Genomic DNA, 17093 nt, shown 5'->3' on the forward strand with positions numbered 1-17093 from the left:
GGGTAGCGCTGAGGAATGCTATGCGGGCCGTTCGTACTTGACGCTGCCTGCGATGACCCGCCGCGTCACATCATCGGTATTGGGCGTGGTGTAGTGCATCAGGTAACGCGGGAACATGATCAGATCGCCTTCGCTGGGCTGGATGATCTTCACCAGGGCGTGGCGGGGAACCACGAAACCGCCTCGCCCGACTGTGCCCCGGGGGTCCATCAGCACGAGCTGGCCGCTGCCGTCCTTCGGCATAGTCAGGTAATAGACAAAGGCCAGATCCGAGCCTTCGTGATAGTGTGCATGCACGGCGTCCTTGGCCTGGCCCGACCGTTGGACCACGAACCACATGGTGTGATGGCGTTTGGCCTGATGGATCTGCTCGCCGTAGACTTCCTGGGCGTAGCTGTCGCATTCCGTCAACAACAGTTCCCGGATGGCTTTAAGCTGCGGATCGCGCGTGCGCTTGAAAACACCCGTGTCGTAGCGGGTGTACAGGGTTTCCAGCGTCGCGGACCGGCTTTCGTCGTTCAGCAGGCGGCTCTGGTTTTGTTCGGAATAGGCTTGCAAGGCCGTGTGCAGATCCGTCCCGACCTGGCCGCTCTCGCGCAGGTTGTAGTGCATGATCGGAGTGGGCCACAGCCATTGGATTTCACGGGACATGGATCAATAGGGCAGATTGAACGGCGCGCGTATCGCGCCACGACATCCTTAAGTTATCTGCGCCGGGCGGTTTCAGTTTAGGGGCGGTTGGGCATTCTGTTAGGCCTTGGGCCTCCGGCGCGATTCGGCAAGGATCCAAATACTTGCTATCTTTCCTTCCGGCAGGCAAACAGCATGCTTGTGGCTGTCGCCGCCACAGCGGTTTTCCCAAGTAATGGTCAAGGCCCTTCCAGGACAGCATCTCCATGAGCGCATCCCCCGACAAGATCGACTTCACCCAACCCCAGCCCTTCCTGCATCCGTTCCCCGATCCGGCCGATGTCTTCGCCGCCGACCCCGCCCAGGCCGCGAAGCTGCTGCATCCGCTGGTCTCCATCGACCTGTCCGCCGTCGACCCCGCCTGGTCCGGCCGCATCCACCTGCTGAGCCCGGTCGAACCCTACGACGATTATTTCGCCGATGGCGCCGAGGCCTATCACTCCTACTACACGCGCAGGAACTGGATCGGCTTCAGGCTGGGCGAGGACAGCCGCTATGAGCTGCTGGGCGACTGGCGCTGCTTTCAGGCGATGAGCGAGGACAAGACGCGCAGCCAGGATCCCGAGCTGCTCGAACACTACGGCAAGCAGCAGCAGTCGTTCGACGAGGTCAAGGCGGCCTATGCCGAGCGCGGCCTGCTGATGAACGTGGACCTGGGCAAGCGCGAGGGCGAGGCGCAGATGCTCAAGTACCGGCTGGCGTTCCTGGAAGACTGGAAGGAATCGCAGGGCGCGGGCAACTGGGCCGATCCCGACCTGTTTCCGCTGGAGTTCGTCGACAACCCGGAGATGGATTGGGAAGATGCGTTTCCGCTGACCGAGGATGGCCGGCCGTTCCGCTTCGTGGCGGCGGTGCCGGGCTGGAACTACCGGGATGGCGGGGCCGACCAGATCCTGCTGTTCTATGATCCGCAGACCCGCGTGGCCCTGCTGACGTTCGAATGGAGTTGAAGCGGGCCGGCGCGCGGCGCAAGCGCGCGGCCAAGGAGAAAAGAATGCATGTGAAACGCCGCGTCATCGGCGCGATTCTGCTGGGCGCGGCCCTGGGGCCGGCGCAGGCGCTGCAATACTGGCCGGCGCAGGAGCAGGATGACGCGCCGCCGAGCTACGACGTCCATGGCCATACGCTGGCCGTGGACGAGCAAGGCCTGGTCTACGTGGACCGCCAGGATCGCCCGGTGCTGCGCCCGTTCATCTACGACAATGGTCCGGACTTTTTCCAGGACGGGCTGGCGCGTCACGTGGAGAACGGCAAGATGGGGTTCCACGATGAAGCCCTGAAGGTGGTGATTCCCGCCCGCTATGATTTTGCCTTTCCGTTCCGGGACGGCAGGGCCAAGGTGGGGATGGACTGCGTCCAGTACCCGGCCGGGGAACACTCCAGCGTGCAGTGCAAGTCCTGGGAGAGCATAGACAAGGCGGGGCGGCAGGTAGAGGAGACGCAGGCGCAGAAGCTCTCCGACTGAGTCCCGGCAGGCAGTCGGCATGCGCGCCGCGCGCTGATCAAACTCTGGAAGGGATAGGCCGGGCGGCGGGGGGCGTCCGCATTTTGCCGCAGTCGTCTATCGTGCCACACTCCGGCATCGGACTTTCCTGTCTGGCAAAATGGCCAGCCAATCAGCCCTATTGTCCTGGGACGATATGAAGATACAAGGAAAGACCGCTGCCCAGATCGTGGACTGCGTGCGCGCGCTGGTGCAGTCGCAGCAGTTGTTGCCGGGCCAGGCGCTGCCGCCGGTGCGCGAGCTGGCGGCGGAACTCGACATCAACCGCAATACCGTGGCGGCGGCGTACAAGCGGCTGGCGGCCGCCGGCATCGCGTTGACGCAGGGGCGGCTGGGCACGGTGATCCGCGATCCCTACGGCGCGGGCGAGCAGGAAGGCGCCTTGCCCGATACGCCGCTGACCGATCTGGCCAGCGGCAATCCCCGGCGGGAATGGCTGCCGGACATGGCGCGGGCGTTCGCCGCCCGACCGTACCGGCCCCGGCTCTACGGCGAGCCGACGGTCAATCCGGGCCTGGAGACCTACGGGCGCGGCTGGCTGGCGCCGGATTGTCCGGGGCTGTTCGACATCAACGTGACGCACGGGGCGGTGGACGCGATCGAGCGCTTGCTGGTCTCGCACCTGGTGCCGGGCGACAAGGTGGCGGTCGAGAATCCCTGCTTTCTCAGCAGCATCAATACGCTGCGCTCGGCCGGGATGGCGGCGATCGGCGTGGCGATGGACGACGAGGGCATGTTGCCCCGGGCGCTGGAAGCCGCGCTGGAAAAGGGCGCGAGGGCGGTGCTGATCACGCCGCGCGCGCACAACCCCACGGGATGCAGCCTGAGCGAGAAGCGCGCGCGGGCGCTGGCGAGGGTGCTGGCGCGCCATCCGCAGGTCCTGGCCATCGTGGATGATCATTTCGCGCTGCTGTCCAACGCAGCCTATCATTCGGCGCTGCCCACGGGCGCGCCGCGCTGGGCGCTGGTGCGCTCGTTGACCAAGGCGCTGGGGCCGGACATCCGCGTGGCGCTGGTGGCCAGCGACGCGGCCACGTCGCGGCAGCTGCGCTTGCGGCTGGCCTCGGGCACCAGCTGGGTCAGCCATGTCTTGCAGGACATGGTCGAGGCGGCGCTGGGCCAGACCGAGGTGGCGCAATTGATGGCGCGGGCGCGCGAGGACTACGTGCGCCGCCGCGCCGCCCTGGAAGACGCGCTGCGCGCGCAGGGCCTGCCGCATGCGGCGCAGGGCGATGGACTCAATCTGTGGATTCCGCTGCCGGCGGACGATCAGGCCGTGGCGCTGGCCATGGCGCGGCGAGGCTGGCTGCTGCGCCATGGCGAGGCCTTCTGCGTGCAGGATCCCGTACCCGGGCTGCGCGTGACTCTTTCCGATATCGAGCCGGAACAGTGCGCGCAGCTGGCGCGGGACCTGCGCCAGAGCATCGCCTGAGCAGGGAATCGCATGGAGCAGCGTCACGCGCTGCCACGGGATCCCGCGTCACGCCGCCGCGATCGCCTCTTCCAGCATCTCCAGCCGGTCCTGGCCCCAGAACAGCTCGCCGGCATAGACATACGACGGCGAGCCGAACGCGCCGGCGGCCACCGCCTCGTCGGTGTACTGGCGGTAGCGCCGCTCGACGTCCGGCGCGGCCGCCGCGCGCAGCAGGGCGTCGGCGTCCAGCCCCTGCGCGGCCGCGATCTCGCGCAGCGTGGGTTCAGACGATATATCGCGGTCCTCGCACCACTCGGCATGAAGGATGGCCTTGTACAGCGCCGCCACCGGCAGCCCCTGCAGGTCCGCCGCGATCACGAGGCGCGAGGCCTGGTCGGCGTTCGGGCACATATGGGCGGGGTGCGGGTTGACGGGGATGCCCAGCTTGCGGCACCAGCGGCGCAGCTCGGCGACGCGGTAGTCCTGCCGTTCCCGCGAGCGCTGGCCCAGCAGCACGCCGCCGGTGCGCGCGTAGACGTCGGGCAGGTCGACGGGCTTGTAGCGGATGGCCACGTTCTGGCGCCGCGCCAGCGCCTCCAGGCGGTCGGCGCCCAGGTAGGCCCAGTCGGAATTCAGCCAGAAGTAGTAGTCGAGGTGCGACGGTTTCATGGGCGGGCCTCCAGGCGGGCGCCGGCCGGCAGCGCGAAGCGCGTGGGCCGGTGCATGAAGAACGCGCTGGCGATGGCGACCAGGCCCAGCGCGCTCAGGTACCAGACAATGTAGCGCGGGTCGCCGCCGCCGTAGGCCAGCAGCGACGTGGCGACCAGCGGCGCCAGTCCGCCGCCGATGGCGCCCGACACCTGCACCGCCAGCGAGATGCCGCTGTAGCGCACCTCGGGCGGGAACTGGGCCGAGAACAGGCCGCCTTGCGGGCCGTACAGCGCGGCGTAGACCAGGCCCACCGCCACGGCGACCGCCGTCGTGACGGTGGCGGGATCGCGCGTCTGCAGCATCGAGAAGAACATGGGCGCGAACAGCAGGATGCCCGCCGCGCCGGCCATGAAGATCCACTTGAAACCGATGCGGTCGCCCAGCACGCCGCACAGCGGCATGGTGAACAGCGCCAGCGTCGCGCCCCAGACGGTGGCGTCCAGCATGGTGGCGCGCGGGATGCCCAGCGTGCCGGTGGCGTAGGCCAGCGAGAAGGTGACCACGGTGTAGAACCAGGTCACTTCGGCCAGCCGGCCGCCGACCACGATCAGCACTTCGCGCGGATAGCGGCGCAGCACCACCAGCGCCGGCACCTCGACCTTGTCGCCCTGTTCGCGCATGCGCTCGAAGTCGGGCGATTCGGCGACCTTGGCGCGGATGAACCAGCCCACCAGCAGCAGCACCACGCTGGCCAGGAACGGAATGCGCCAGCCCCAGGACAGCATGTCTGCCTCGGGCAGCGCGGCGACCGCGCCCATGGCCAGCGAAGACAGGATCAGGCCCGGCGCCACGCCGGTCTGCGGCAGGCTGCCGAAGAAGCCCTTCTTGCCTTCGGGCGCGTGCTCGACGGCCATCAGGATGGCGCCGCCCCATTCGCCGCCGACCGCCACGCCCTGCAGGAAGCGCATCAGCACCAGCAGCACGGCGGCCCAGTAGCCGATGCTGTCGTAGGAGGGGATCAGGCCGATCAGGATGGTGGGGATGCCCATCATGAAGAGCGTGATGAGCAGCATGGACTTGCGTCCGACCTCGTCGCCGAAGTGGCCGAACACCACGCCGCCCAGCGGGCGGGCGAAGAAGCCGACGGAATAGGTGGCGAAGGCGGCCAGGGTGCCGCTGATGGGATCGATGGCGGGAAAGAAGATCTTGTTGAAGACCAGGGCCGCGGCGGTGCCGTACAGGAAAAAGTCATACCACTCGATGGTGGTGCCCATCATGCTGGCCAGCCCGGCCGTGACGTAATGGCGGCGCGAGCGCGCCGCCTGCTTTGCAGGCGTAGTCATGGCGACGTCCTTGAAAGAGTGCGAAAGGGACGGCGCTCAGGCCGGCAGGGCGGGGATGCCGCGCGTCTGGCGGACCCAGTAGTCGAAGGTGGCGCGCACGATGGCTGGCTTGAGCAGGTAGTCGTGCGCCTCGCGGGCCAGCGCGTCATCCACCGGCGTGAGCGGGCCGAAGGCCTGGGCGCGGATCTGCATGCGCGCCGCGCGCTCCAGGTAGACCGACAGATAGGTCGCTTCCTCGCAGGACGCGCCGGCGGTCAGATAGCCGTGGTGCGCCAGGATGATGGCGCGCTTGGCGCCCAGTGCCTCGGAGATCAGCACGCCTTCCTGGTCGGCGATCGGCACGCCGGGCCATTCGCCCAGGAAGGCGCAGTCGTCGTGCAGCGGCGTCATGTCCATCTGCGCGATCACCAGCGGCTGGCGCGCGGCGGCCAGCGCCGAGGCCCAGGGCGAGTGGGTGTGGATGATGGATTGCACGTCGGGCCGCGCCTCGTACACCCACAGGTGAAAGCGCGTGGCGGGGTTGGCCATGCCCTCGCCGGTGAGCGTGTGCAGGTCGCGGTCGACTTCGATGAAATCAGCGGGCGTGGCCTCGTCGAAGCCCAGGCCGAAGCGCAGCGTCCAGTAGGCGCCGGGGCGTTCAGAGCGCACGCTGATCTGGCCGGCCAGTCCGGCCTCCTGTTCTGTCATCGCCAGGATGCGGCAGGCATGCGCCATGGTCTCCTGGATGCTGCGGGGCACGGCGCGCAGGTGCTGCTGCATCTCCTGCGTGGCGCGCTGGTCGAAATACGATTTTTCCCTGAGGGCGGCGGGGTTCATGCGGGGCGTCTCCGTTTTATGGTTCTGTGTTGGCGCGGCATGCGCGCAACCTGACCGTATTGTGGAGAGGGCCGCCGCCGGCAGCCATGCACCTCAGCTCATAGCAGCTATGCCGGGGCGCCGCCGCGCAGCTCGCCGGCCAGCTGTTCGACGCGGCTCAGGAATTCCTTGAGCAAGGGCGTGCGCGGCTTGCCCGCCTGCGTCACCGCCACCACGCGGCGGCGCAGCAGCGGCCGGGTCACCGGCAGCTTGCGCAGGCCGTAGTCGTCCAGCAGCTTGTCCGGAATGCGGGCGGGCAGGATGCAGTCGCCCACACCCGAGGACACCAGCCTGAGCATGGCGTCGATGGTCTCGGCCTCGGCGGCGAAATCCGGTTGCAGGCCGGCGCTCTGGATCATGCGGCGCAGCGCGTAGTGCGGCGGGAAGCCGACCAGCCGCAGCGACAGCGCGGCCAGGTCCTGCGGGCCGGACAGCGCACTGTCGTGGCGCACGATGAGCGCCATGTCGTCGTCGAACAGGGGACAGGATTCCAGCGTGCCGGAATCCACCGCCGAGTCGTAGACCAGGCCCAGGTCGGCCTTGCCGCTTTCCACCAGGGCCACCACTTCGGGCGAGCTGCGGCCCATGATGGACAGGTTCACCGAGGGATGCGCGCTGACGAAGCCGGCCACCAGATCGGCGGTGTAGTAGTAACTGAGGGTGTGCACGGCGGCCAGTCGCAGCGTGCCCTGCGTTACGCCCTGGTGCCGCATGCGTTCGACCGCCAGGTCGATGCCGCGATAGGCCGGCTGGGTGGCGTCGTAGAGCAGCTTGCCGGCCTCGGTCAGCTCCACGCCGCGCCCGGTGCGCAGGAACAGCGGTTGGCCGATGCGGGCCTCCAGCGTGGCCAGCTGCCGGCTCAGTCCCGATTGCGTCTGGTCCAGCGCGTCGGCCGCGCGGGACAGGGACCCCAGTTCCGCGATGCAGATGAAATAGCGCAGCTGCCTGTCCATGGTTTCCATCCCGTTCCCCTCGTGCTCTTGTGCGGACCCGGCGATGATACGGGCTGCTTGCCGGCCGCGCGATCGGGACTAACGCGGCTGGCGACGCGGCGGGCTTGCAGGTGTTGTGCGCGGCTTGCCGCTCAATGCCGGGGCGACAGCACGATCGCCAGCGCCATCAGCAGCAACAGCGCCAGCGCGGCCAGCGCGCAGGGCAGCAGCGCCGCATAGACCTTGCGTTCCTCGCCACGGCCTTCGGCCAGGTTGGCCGCGATCGACATGCGCACCGGCGAGAACAGGCTCATGGCGGTGCCGCTGACATGTTGCAGCGCGGCCACCGCCGGCACGCTCAGGCCGGCCTGCACGGCGATGGCGGTCTGCGCCGGCATGAACAGGCTGTTGGGCATGTTGCCACTGTTGGTCAGCACGCCGAAGGCGGCCGAGAACAGCGGCGCGACGACCACGGCGCCCTGGCCCAGCGCGTCGAACATGCCGCGCGCGAAGGCCTGGGAGATGCCGGCGGCGGCCAGGATCTCGGCCATCATGGCGAACAGGAAAACGGTCATCACGGCGTGGCGGCCGGTGGTCCAGGCGGCGCGCGCCTCGCTCGGCAGCCGGGCGGCCTGGCCGCGCAGCGCGGCGGTCAACACGCCGGCCGCGATCAGCCAGGAGCCGGCATGCAGCAGCGGCGACCAGGCCGGCAGATCGGCGTAGGGGGCGACACGGCCGACGGCCGCCAGAGCGGCCCGCCATTCCGGAACCAGGCGTGTCAGCGCCAGCGCCGCGATCAGCGCGGCATAGGGCAGCATGCGGCGCGCGGTCGCGGCGAAAGCGCGGCGGTCCGGCCGGCGGTCCAGCAGATAGCGCAGCGTGATCAGCGGGCCGTAAGAGGCCAGCAGCGCGGTCTCGGGGCCGAGCCAGGCGGTGAACGCGGCGAGCAGGGCCAGCGCGGCCGCGATCCAGCCGGCCTCGCGCAGGCGCTCCGTGGTCTTGCCACCGCTTTGCGGATCGAAACCGGCCCGGCTGGCGGTGCGCCAATACAGCGGCAGCCATACCAGCGCCATCAGCGCGGCGGTGGGAACCATCGCATATAGCGCCAGTTCCGTGCCGGTCATGCGCGCATAGGCCGAGGCCAGCAGCGTGCCGCTGCTCATCGCGCCCCAGGGGATCAGCGTCTGGCTCAACAGCGCGAAGACCATCAGGTGGCGCGGCGCGATGCGCTGGCCGCGCAGCAGCGCGACGGTGCCCAGCATGCCCACGCCGAAGCCGGTGGCCGCCTCGGCGAAAGGGCCGACCAGGAAACAGGCGAAGAACAGCAGGCGACGCCGGTCGCGGGCATCGGCGGGGCTTGCCGCGCCGCCGTCCGCAGGCGCGCTGGCGCCGTGCGCGGCTGCTTGCCAGAACAGCAGTCCGCCCAGGATGTAGGGCGCGATGGTGGCGCCGATCCAGGCGCCGCGTTCCAGCGCCAGGGCCAGCTGCGCGCCGCCGAAGGCCGTGTCGCCGGCGTAGATGGCCACGGGCACCGTGGCCAGCAGTCCCAGCGCGGCGGCCTGCGTGGCGTTCAGCCGCGCGATGGCGATCGCGCCGGCGATGACGAGCATGGGAAGCGACCACAGCAGGTAGTTCATTCGGCGTCCAGCGACGGAAGTGGGGCGGCCGGCCCGGTGGGCGCGGCGCGCGTGAGGCAGAGAGAGTAACGCAGCCGGCGCACGCGCCGGAACAGGCCCGCGTTGGCGTCATGTCATTCATGCATCGCGGTTCGTCGTGCGTGATAATATTTGACCTATGACAAAAATGAAGCGACGCCAGGAACGCGCCGCTTCGATGCGCGAGGTTCAGGCATGAGCGAAGCAATCGATCAGGAGGCGGGCGGCGCGCCCGTGCAAACCCAGACCCAGCATGACCAGCACGGCCGCTGGCCGCGCGCCGAGTCGGTGGAGGATTTCCGCCGCAACCTGGCCACGGTCAACCAGCGCATCGCCGACGCGGCCCGCCGCGCCGGGCGCGCGCCGGACAGCGTGCGCCTGCTGCCGGTGAGCAAGACGGTGGACGAGGCGCGCATCCGCCTGGCCTACCAGGCTGGCTGCCGCTACCTGGGCGAGAACAAGCTGCAGGAGGTGTCGCGCAAATGGGAGGCCATGGCCGACCTGACGGACCTGCGCTGGTCGGTCATCGGCCATCTGCAGACCAACAAGGCCAAGCTGGTGGCGCGCTACGCGGCCGAGTTCCAGGCGCTGGACAGCCTGCGCGTGGCCGAGGCGCTGGACCGCCGCCTGCAGGCCGAGGGCCGCGCGCTGGACGTGTATGTGCAGATCAATACCTCGGGCGAGGCCAGCAAGTACGGCCTGCAGCCCGACGAGGCCGCGGCCTTCCTGCGGCAGATGCCGGCCTATTCCGGCTTGCGGGTGCGCGGCTTCATGACGCTGGCGCTGTTCTCGGCCGAGGCCGGGCGCGTGCGCCAGTGTTTCGTGCTGCTGCGCACGCTGCGCGACCGGCTGCGCCAGGACGCGCCCGCCGGCGTCGGGCTGGACGAGCTGTCGATGGGCATGTCGGGCGACTATGAAATCGCCATCGAGGAAGGCGCCACCGTGGTGCGCGTGGGGCAGGCCATCTTCGGCGCGCGCAACACGCCGGATTCCTATTACTGGCCGACCGAGGACGGCGCCCCGCCGCCCGCCTGAGAAAGACGCGCTTTCGCGCGGCCGACAGGATCTGCGTATAAGCGCAAGCCTGGATGTCGCGCAAGCCCGGGGCTGACTACACTGGCCGGCATTGCCTTCGCCGAGACCGCCATGTTCACACGCCCCGTCCTTGCGCTTGCGCTCGTCCTGACCGCTGCCTGCGCGAGCGCGCAGACCGAGTCCAAACCCGTCCAGCAACGCGATCCCTTCTATTGGCTCGGCGAGATCAACAAGGCCACGCTGGTCATCAATACCGACCAGGGCCTGCTCGACAAGCGCATGGCGCCGAGGCTGGCGGCGGGGCTGGCCAAGGTGCTCGAGGCGGGCGCCCAGCCCGGCGCCAGGAGGCCGTCGACGGTGATCTCGTTCGAGCCGCTGCTGATCAAGGCGGCGGGCGAGGACGTGACCCTGTTGCATGCCGGGCGTTCCAGCCAGGACATGCACGCCACCTACCGCAGCGCCATCCTGCGCGACAAGCTGCTGGAACTGGCCGATCAGCTGAACCAGACCAGCGCGACGCTGGTGGCGCTGGCAGGCCGCCATGCCGCCACCATCGTGCCCAACTACACCAACGGCGTGGCCGCGCAGCCCAACAGCTACGGCCACTACCTGCTGGGGCAGGCGGCGGGGCTGCAGCGCGATGCGCAGCGCATCCGCGAGGCGTATGTCCGCATCGACCGCTCGCCGATGGGCACCACGGTGCTCAATGGCACCAGCTGGCCGCTGGACCGCGAGCGCATGGCGCGCTATCTGGGCTTCGAGGCGCTGGTGGACAACGCCTACGACGCCGCGCAGATCTCGTCCATGGACCAGCCGGTGGAGGTGGCATCGATCGTCGCCAGCATCGCGCTGCGCACCGGCAACTTCGTCGAGGACGTCTTGACGCAGTACGCGCAGTCGCGCCCGTGGATTCTGCTGGAAGAGGGCGGCGGCAATACCTACGTGTCCAGCGCCATGCCGCAGAAGCGCAACCCGGGCCTGCTCAACGACACGCGCAGCGATGCGTCCACGGCGCTGACGCTGGCGATGGGGCCGCTCCTGCAGACGCACAACATCACGCCGGGCATGAGCGATCCGAAGGACGTGAAGCAGAATTCGGCGATGGTGGACAGCGGCATCGCGGCGCTCAAGCGCTGGGACCGCGTGCTCAAGGCCCTGGTCATCAGCCCGGATCGTGCGCTGGAGGAGCTGAACAGCGATTGGACCGCCTCGCAGGAGCTGGCGGACCTGCTGATGCGCAAGTACAAGCTGCCGTTCCGCGATGGTCATCATTTCGCGTCGGAAGTCGTGGCTTATGCCAAGACCCACGGCATCAAGCCGCTGGACTTTCCCTACGCCGAGGCGCGCCGCATCTATGCCGAGTCGCAGAAGGATTCCAAGTACGGGACCGAGCTGCCGATGAGCGAGGCCGAGTTCCGCGCCGCGCTGGATCCGGTGGCCATCGTGAACAGCCGCGCCACCCTCGGCGGCCCTCAGCCCGCCGAGATGGCGCGCATGCTGAAGGACGCGGACGCGCGCCTGGCGGAGCAGGATGCCTGGATCAAAGCGCGCCGTTTGCACATACAGCAGGCATTGGACGGACTGGATCGGCAATTCGACGTAATAGTCTCTAGTGCGGCGCAGCAGGCCGAAAAATAGCCTCGAACCTCGATCCCACCCAGTGTGTTGCGGTGCATGGTCGGCACCGTGATGTCGTTCGTGCGCGCCATTTCCGGCAGCGCTATTGCGGCGCAATTAAGGGAAAGTCTCAGGCGCATAGTCCTAGGACAGGCCATTAAATTCGATGTGCGTAGGTCGTTAAGACAATGAAGGCCGGCCGGTTTCGAATGCCGGCGCTTCGTTGTCAGGAGGCGCCATGATTACGCCACTTCGTTGTCTACCGGTCTTGCTCCTCAGCGTCGCCGGCGCTGTCTCAACGGTCCATGCCCAGGGCGGAGAGATCCGTTTTTACGGCGCCATCGTGGAGCCCGCGAGCTGCTCGCCCAGGACGCGTCCGGGCAGCCTGCAGGTCAGCGTCGAGTGCGAAGCCGAGCGGGCACGCGCCGCGGGCCAGCCTGTGAAAGCGTCCACGCGCAGCGCCAGGCATGTGCAGGTGCGCGTGGATCCGCTGCCGGCGCGTGAAGGCGCGCAGGGCAAGACCAGGCACTATGTCGTCACGCTGTCCTATCTGTAGGACGCGCGACGCATAGCCGGGGCGGGCACGAGGCCCGCCTCGCCCGGCCCGCGAGGATGCCGGGAATTGCGCGCCTCTTGCCGGGCGCGGGCGGGGACGATTTTTTCCCGAGGATCAGAAGCCTGCGCGAGGCACGTGCACGCGACCTTCCATCAGGATGCGGGCGCTGCGGCTCATGATGGCCTTGGTGACCTTCCATTCGCCGTCCACCAACTGCGCCTGCGCGCCGACGCGCAGCGTGCCCGAGGGGTGGCCGAAGCAGACCTGGTCGCGCTCGCCGCCGCCGGCGGCCTGGTTGACCAGCGTGCCGGGCACGGCCGCCGCCGTGGCGATGGCGACTGAGGCGGTGCCCATCATGGCGTGGTGCAGCTTGCCCATGGACAGCGCGCGCACCAGCACGTCCACGTCGCCCGCGCCGATCTTCTTGCCGCTGGAAGCCACGTAGTCGCGCGGGCGCGCGACGAAGGCGACCTTGGGCGTGTGCTGGCGGGACGCGGCCTCTTCCAGCGACTTGATCAGGCCCATGCGCAGCGCGCCGTGGGCGCGGATGGCCTCGAAGCGCGCCAGCGCGGCGGCGTCGCCGTTGATGTCTTCCTGCAGTTCGGCGCCGGTGTAGCCCAGCGCCTCGGCGTCCAGGAAGATGGTGGGAATGCCGGAGTTGATCATGGTGGCCTTGAAGGTGCCCACGCCCGGCACGTCCAGGTCGTCCACCAGCTTGCCGGTTGGGAACATCGAGCCGCCGTCGCCGTCCTCGGCCGGGTCCATGAATTCCAGCTGCAGCTCGGCGGCGGGGAAGGTCACGCCGTCAAGCTCGAAGTCGCCGGTTTCCTGCACTTCGCCGTTCGTCATCGGCACGTGGGCGATGATGGTCTTGCCGATATTGGCCTGCCAGATGCGGATGGTGGCGATACCGTCGCGCGGCACGCGGGCCGGGTCGACCAGGCCGTTGGTGATGGCGAAGGGGCCGACGGCGGCCGACAGGTTGCCGCAGTTGCCGCTCCAGTCGACGAAGGCCTGGTCGATGGAGACCTGGCCGAACAGGTAGTCGACGTCGTGGCCGGGGCGGCTGCTCTTGCCGATGATGACGGTCTTGCTGGTGCTGGAGGTGGCCGCGCCCATGCCGTCGATCTGCTTGCCGTAGGGGTCGGGGCTGCCGATCACGCGCATCAGCAGCGCGTCGCGCGCGGCGCCGGGCGCGCGCGCCGATTCGGGCAGGTCGTCCAGCTTGAAGAACACGCCTTTGCTGGTGCCGCCGCGCATGTAGGTGGCGGCAATCTTGGTCTGGGGAGCGTGGGCCATGTCGCGGTCCTCGGGGTCTGTCGGGTTGATCGGGGGAGGCGGGCGCGCCGGGGTCGGGCGCCCGCCAGCCGTGGCCTGGCCTCAGCCGGCCTGCTTGGCCGCGCCGGCCGATTCGGCTTCCAGGAAGTCCTGGGCGAAGCGCTGCAGCACGCCGCCGGCTTCGTAGATGGAGACTTCCTCGGCCGTGTCCAGGCGGCAGGTCACCGCGGCCTGCACGGTTTCGCCATTGGCGCGGTGGATGACCAGCGTCAGGTCGGCGCGCGGTTTGCGCTCGCCGATCACGTCGTAGGTCTCGGTGCCGTCCAGCGACAGCGTCTTGCGATTGACGCCGGGCTTGAACTCCAGCGGCAGCACGCCCATGCCGATCAGGTTGGTGCGGTGGATGCGCTCGAAGCCCTCGGCCACGATGGCTTCCACGCCGGCCAGGCGCACGCCCTTGGCGGCCCAGTCGCGCGACGAGCCCTGGCCGTAGTCGGCGCCGGCCACTATGATCAGCGGCTGCTTGCGGTCCATGTAGGTCTCGATGGCTTCCCACATGCGCATGACCTGGCCTTCCGGCTCGACGCGGGCCAGCGAGCCCTGTCGCACCGTGCCGTCGGCGTTCTTCACCATTTCATTGAACAGCTTGGGGTTGGCGAAGGTGGCGCGCTGCGCGGTCAGGTGATCGCCGCGATGGGTGGCGTAGGAATTGAAGTCCTCTTCCGGCAGGCCCATCTTGTGCAGGTATTCGCCGGCGGCGCTGTCCATCAGGATGGCGTTGGACGGCGACAGGTGGTCGGTGGTGATGTTGTCGCCCAGCACGGCCAGCGGGCGCATGCCGCGCAGCGTGCGCGCGCCGGCCAGCGCGCCTTCCCAGTACGGCGGGCGGCGGATGTAGGTGCTCTGCGGGCGCCAGGGGTACAGCGGATCGACGGCGGCGCGGCGCTCGTCCTGGATGCCGAACATGGGCGCGTAGACCTTGCGGAACTGCTCGGGCTTGACGGCGGCCTTGACCACGGCGTCGATTTCGGCGTCGGTGGGCCAGATGTCCTTGAGCCGGATCTCGCGGCCGCTGGCGTCCGTGCCCAGCACGTCGCGCTCGATGTCGAAACGGATGGTGCCGGCGATGGCGTAGGCCACCACCAGGGGCGGCGACGCCAGGAAGGCCTGCTTGGCGTAGGGATGGATGCGGCCGTCGAAGTTCCGGTTGCCCGACAGCACGGCGGTGGAATAGAGGTCGCGGTCGATGATCTCCTGCTGGATCTTGGGATCGAGCGCGCCGGACATGCCGTTGCACGTGGTACAGGCGAAGGCGACCACGCCGAAGCCCAGCTGTTCCAGCTCCGTGGTCAGGCCGGCTTCGTCCAGGTACAGCGCGACGGCCTTGGAGCCGGGCGCCAGCGAGCTCTTGACCCAGGGCTTGCGCGTGAGCCCGGCGCGGTTGGCGTTGCGCGCCAGCAGGCCGGCGGCGATCACGTTGCGCGGGTTGCTGGTGTTGGTGCAGCTGGTGATGGCGGCGATGATGACGGCGCCGTCGGGCATCAGGCCGGGCTGGTTCTCGACCTTGCCGGCGATGCCGCGCTCGGCCAGGTCCGCGACCGGCAGGCGGCGGTGCGGGTTGGACGGGCCGGCCAGCGTGCGCACCACGGTGGACAGGTCGAAGCGCAGCACGCGCTCGTAGCGCGCCTGCGCCAGGCTGTCGGCCCACAGGCCGGCGGTCTTGGCGTAGGTCTCGACCAGCGCGATCTGTTCGTCCTCGCGGCCGGTCAGGCGCAGATAGTCGATGGTCTGCTGGTCGATGGCGAACATCGCGGCGGTGGCGCCGTACTCGGGCGCCATGTTCGAGATGGTGGCGCGATCGCCCAGCGTCAGCGCGGCGGCGCCGGCGCCGTAGAACTCCAGGTAGGCGCCCACGACCTTTTCCTTGCGCAGGAATTCGGTCAGCGTCAGCACCACGTCGGTGGCGGTGATGCCGGGGCCGGGACGGCCGGACAGCTCCACGCCGATGATGTCGGGCAGGCGCATCCAGGACGCGCGGCCCAGCATCACGTTTTCGGCTTCCAGGCCGCCCACGCCGATGGCGATCACGCCCAGCGCGTCCACGTGCGGGGTGTGGCTGTCGGTGCCGACCAGCGTGTCGGGGTAGGCCACGCCGTCCTGCGCGTGGACCACCGGCGACATGCGTTCCAGGTTGATCTGGTGCATGATGCCGTTGCCGGGCTGCACGATGTCGATGTTGCGGAAGGCCTGCTTGGTCCAGTCGATGAAATGGAAGCGGTCTTCGTTGCGGCGGTCTTCGACGGCGCGGTTCTTGGCGAAGGCGTCGGGGTCGTCGCCGCCGTATTCCACGGCCAGCGAGTGGTCCACGATCAGCTGCACCGGCACCACCGGGTTGACCTTGGACGGATCGCCGCCCTTGTCGGCGATGGCGTCGCGCAGGCCGGCCAGATCGACCAGCGCGGTCTGGCCCAGGATGTCATGACAGACCACGCGCGCCGGATACCAGGGGAAGTCCAGGTCGCGGCGGCGCTCGATCAGCTGCTTGAGCGCGTCCGTCAGCTGCGACGGCTCGCAGCGGCGCACAAGGTTTTCCGCCAACACGCGCGAGGTGTACGGCAGGCCGTCATAGGCGCCGGGCGCGATGGCCTCGACGGCGGCGCGCGCATCAAAGTAGTCCAGGCGGGTGCCCGGCAGGGGCTTGCGATAGGATTTGTTCATCATGCCTCGGTACGCCGGAGGTTGCCCTGGGCGATCTGTTGTTCGATGTTGAGACGGGATGCGCGGATGTGGCGGCGCATCAGGAGTTCAGCCAGCTCGCCATCGCGGTCGGCGATGGCGTCGAGAATGCGGTGGTGTTCGGCAAAGGACTGCCGGGGGCGGTTGGGCGTGGTCGAGTACTGGATGCGGTACATGCGCGCGAGCTGGTAGAGCTCGTCGCACAGCATGCGGAACAGCATCTGGTTGCCGCTGCCTTTGACGATGCGGTAGTGGAAGTCGTAGTCGCCCTCCTGCTGGTAGTAGCCCAGGCCCGCCTGGAATGCCTCGTCGCGCTCGTGCGCTTCCAGCACGCGGCGCAATTCCTGCACCTCGGCGGCCGGCATGCGCTCGGCGGCCAGGCGGCAGGCCATGCCTTCGAGCGATTCACGGATTTCGTACAGCTCGCACAGTTCCTGCTGGCTCAGCGACACCACCCGCGCGCCGGCGTGCGGCACGCGCACCAGCAGCCTCTGGCCTTCCAGGCGGTGCAGCGCCTCGCGCAGCGGGCCACGGCTGACGCCATGGATGCGGGCCAGCTCGGGTTCGGAAATCTTGCTGCCCGGGGCCATCTCGCCCTTGACGATGGCGGCCTGGATCTTCTTGAAGATCTGGTCCGACAGCGTTTCGCCATCGCCTGGCGCGGCGTTCGGGAGCGTGAGGATCTGGCTCATGGTGTCGACAATCTGGCTCGAATTGGCGAGCGAAATGCGGAATTGGCGGGCTTGTCTCGAATAATTGTCAACAATTTACCCGCGAGGCGGGAAAGGCGCAAGCGTGTGGGCGGGGCTGCGCGGCGGCGGGGGCAG

15 protein-coding genes are annotated in these 17093 nt (G+C 68.7%); 6 read left to right on the top strand and 9 right to left on the bottom strand.

Annotation, left to right across the window (positions count from 1 at the left end; genetic code table 11):
- Nucleotides 1-18: 18 nt before the first annotated feature.
- Nucleotides 19-612 (bottom strand): putative 2OG-Fe(II) oxygenase, encoded by a 594-nt coding sequence (locus AC6LJ5_RS12600; protein WP_498140637.1) that lies wholly within the window; start codon nucleotides 610-612, stop codon nucleotides 19-21.
- A 284-nt stretch (nucleotides 613-896) separates the two neighbouring features.
- Between AC6LJ5_RS12600 and AC6LJ5_RS12605 the strand changes: the two genes are divergently transcribed.
- The 3 genes from AC6LJ5_RS12605 to ptsJ all read left to right on the top strand — a co-directional run bounded on the left by AC6LJ5_RS12605 (nucleotide 897) and on the right by ptsJ (nucleotide 3626).
- A complete protein-coding gene (locus AC6LJ5_RS12605) occupies nucleotides 897-1640 on the top strand; it encodes a hypothetical protein (RefSeq protein WP_498140638.1) in 744 nt (247 codons plus the stop codon).
- Nucleotides 1641-1684: 44 nt separating this feature from the next.
- Nucleotides 1685-2155, top strand: coding sequence for a WG repeat-containing protein (locus tag AC6LJ5_RS12610; protein ID WP_498140639.1), 471 nt, complete (start codon nucleotides 1685-1687; stop codon nucleotides 2153-2155).
- A 175-nt stretch (nucleotides 2156-2330) separates the two neighbouring features.
- The gene (gene ptsJ / locus AC6LJ5_RS12615; protein WP_392410671.1) at nucleotides 2331-3626 is read left to right on the top strand and encodes a MocR-like B6 salvage transcription factor PtsJ; all 1296 of its coding nucleotides are present in this window, start codon (nucleotides 2331-2333) and stop codon (nucleotides 3624-3626) included.
- Between the two features lie 48 nt (nucleotides 3627-3674).
- Here ptsJ and AC6LJ5_RS12620 read toward each other — a convergent pair whose 3' ends face one another.
- From AC6LJ5_RS12620 to AC6LJ5_RS12640, 5 genes are all read right to left on the bottom strand, one after another.
- The gene (locus AC6LJ5_RS12620) at nucleotides 3675-4277 is read right to left on the bottom strand and encodes a 2-hydroxychromene-2-carboxylate isomerase (protein ID WP_498140640.1); all 603 of its coding nucleotides are present in this window, start codon (nucleotides 4275-4277) and stop codon (nucleotides 3675-3677) included.
- Nucleotides 4274-5602 carry an MFS transporter gene (locus AC6LJ5_RS12625; protein WP_498140641.1) on the bottom strand — a complete coding sequence of 443 codons (1329 nt, stop codon included), beginning with the start codon at nucleotides 5600-5602 and terminating at the stop codon, nucleotides 4274-4276. Before AC6LJ5_RS12625 ends, AC6LJ5_RS12620 begins: the two co-directional genes overlap by 4 nt.
- Nucleotides 5603-5638: 36 nt before the next feature.
- Complete coding sequence (locus tag AC6LJ5_RS12630; protein WP_103271171.1) at nucleotides 5639-6418, bottom strand: aldolase; 780 nt, start codon at nucleotides 6416-6418, stop codon at nucleotides 5639-5641.
- A gap of 107 nt (nucleotides 6419-6525) precedes the next feature.
- Nucleotides 6526-7419: a LysR family transcriptional regulator gene (locus AC6LJ5_RS12635; protein ID WP_103271170.1), complete on the bottom strand. Its 894-nt coding sequence runs from the start codon at nucleotides 7417-7419 to the stop codon at nucleotides 6526-6528.
- Between the two features lie 122 nt (nucleotides 7420-7541).
- Nucleotides 7542-9026 carry an L-lactate permease gene (locus AC6LJ5_RS12640; protein ID WP_498140642.1) on the bottom strand — a complete coding sequence of 495 codons (1485 nt, stop codon included), beginning with the start codon at nucleotides 9024-9026 and terminating at the stop codon, nucleotides 7542-7544.
- 213 nt (nucleotides 9027-9239) lie between these two features.
- Here AC6LJ5_RS12640 and AC6LJ5_RS12645 point away from each other — a divergent pair, with 213 nt between their 5' ends.
- From AC6LJ5_RS12645 to AC6LJ5_RS12655, 3 genes are all read left to right on the top strand, one after another.
- Nucleotides 9240-10079 carry a YggS family pyridoxal phosphate-dependent enzyme gene (locus AC6LJ5_RS12645; RefSeq protein WP_498140643.1) on the top strand — a complete coding sequence of 280 codons (840 nt, stop codon included), beginning with the start codon at nucleotides 9240-9242 and terminating at the stop codon, nucleotides 10077-10079.
- Between the two features lie 111 nt (nucleotides 10080-10190).
- Nucleotides 10191-11717, top strand: a complete 1527-nt coding sequence (locus tag AC6LJ5_RS12650; RefSeq protein ID WP_498140644.1) for an argininosuccinate lyase — start codon at nucleotides 10191-10193, stop codon at nucleotides 11715-11717.
- 217 nt (nucleotides 11718-11934) lie between these two features.
- Nucleotides 11935-12252, top strand: coding sequence for a hypothetical protein (locus AC6LJ5_RS12655; RefSeq protein WP_498140645.1), 318 nt, complete (start codon nucleotides 11935-11937; stop codon nucleotides 12250-12252).
- A gap of 114 nt (nucleotides 12253-12366) precedes the next feature.
- On the opposite strand, the gene prpF is transcribed toward AC6LJ5_RS12655, so the two are convergent.
- From prpF to AC6LJ5_RS12670, 3 genes are all read right to left on the bottom strand, one after another.
- Entirely contained in the window at nucleotides 12367-13551 is a 1185-nt protein-coding gene (gene prpF / locus AC6LJ5_RS12660; protein WP_498140646.1) for a 2-methylaconitate cis-trans isomerase PrpF, read from the bottom strand.
- A gap of 81 nt (nucleotides 13552-13632) precedes the next feature.
- A complete protein-coding gene (gene acnD / locus AC6LJ5_RS12665) occupies nucleotides 13633-16248 on the bottom strand; it encodes a Fe/S-dependent 2-methylisocitrate dehydratase AcnD (RefSeq protein WP_498140647.1) in 2616 nt (871 codons plus the stop codon).
- A complete protein-coding gene (locus AC6LJ5_RS12670; RefSeq protein WP_103271163.1) occupies nucleotides 16248-16958 on the bottom strand; it encodes a GntR family transcriptional regulator in 711 nt (236 codons plus the stop codon). The genes acnD and AC6LJ5_RS12670 overlap by 1 nt, the downstream gene beginning before the upstream one ends.
- Between the last annotated feature and the right edge of the window lie 135 nt (nucleotides 16959-17093).

Source organism: Achromobacter sp. 1011791174, from assembly GCF_059760925.1.

Coding starts and splice junctions, on each gene's coding strand:
- AC6LJ5_RS12600 (WP_498140637.1), bottom strand. CDS start 612: ATGCACTACAACCTGCGCGAGAGCGGCCAGGTCGGGACGGATCTGCAC.
- AC6LJ5_RS12605 (WP_498140638.1), top strand. CDS start 897: ATGAGCGCATCCCCCGACAAGATCGACTTCACCCAACCCCAGCCCTTC.
- AC6LJ5_RS12610 (WP_498140639.1), top strand. CDS start 1,685: ATGCATGTGAAACGCCGCGTCATCGGCGCGATTCTGCTGGGCGCGGCC.
- ptsJ (WP_392410671.1), top strand. CDS start 2,331: ATGAAGATACAAGGAAAGACCGCTGCCCAGATCGTGGACTGCGTGCGC.
- AC6LJ5_RS12620 (WP_498140640.1), bottom strand. CDS start 4,277: ATGAAACCGTCGCACCTCGACTACTACTTCTGGCTGAATTCCGACTGG.
- AC6LJ5_RS12625 (WP_498140641.1), bottom strand. CDS start 5,602: ATGACTACGCCTGCAAAGCAGGCGGCGCGCTCGCGCCGCCATTACGTC.
- AC6LJ5_RS12630 (WP_103271171.1), bottom strand. CDS start 6,418: ATGAACCCCGCCGCCCTCAGGGAAAAATCGTATTTCGACCAGCGCGCC.
- AC6LJ5_RS12635 (WP_103271170.1), bottom strand. CDS start 7,419: ATGGAAACCATGGACAGGCAGCTGCGCTATTTCATCTGCATCGCGGAA.
- AC6LJ5_RS12640 (WP_498140642.1), bottom strand. CDS start 9,026: ATGAACTACCTGCTGTGGTCGCTTCCCATGCTCGTCATCGCCGGCGCG.
- AC6LJ5_RS12645 (WP_498140643.1), top strand. CDS start 9,240: ATGAGCGAAGCAATCGATCAGGAGGCGGGCGGCGCGCCCGTGCAAACC.
- AC6LJ5_RS12650 (WP_498140644.1), top strand. CDS start 10,191: ATGTTCACACGCCCCGTCCTTGCGCTTGCGCTCGTCCTGACCGCTGCC.
- AC6LJ5_RS12655 (WP_498140645.1), top strand. CDS start 11,935: ATGATTACGCCACTTCGTTGTCTACCGGTCTTGCTCCTCAGCGTCGCC.
- prpF (WP_498140646.1), bottom strand. CDS start 13,551: ATGGCCCACGCTCCCCAGACCAAGATTGCCGCCACCTACATGCGCGGC.
- acnD (WP_498140647.1), bottom strand. CDS start 16,248: ATGAACAAATCCTATCGCAAGCCCCTGCCGGGCACCCGCCTGGACTAC.
- AC6LJ5_RS12670 (WP_103271163.1), bottom strand. CDS start 16,958: ATGAGCCAGATCCTCACGCTCCCGAACGCCGCGCCAGGCGATGGCGAA.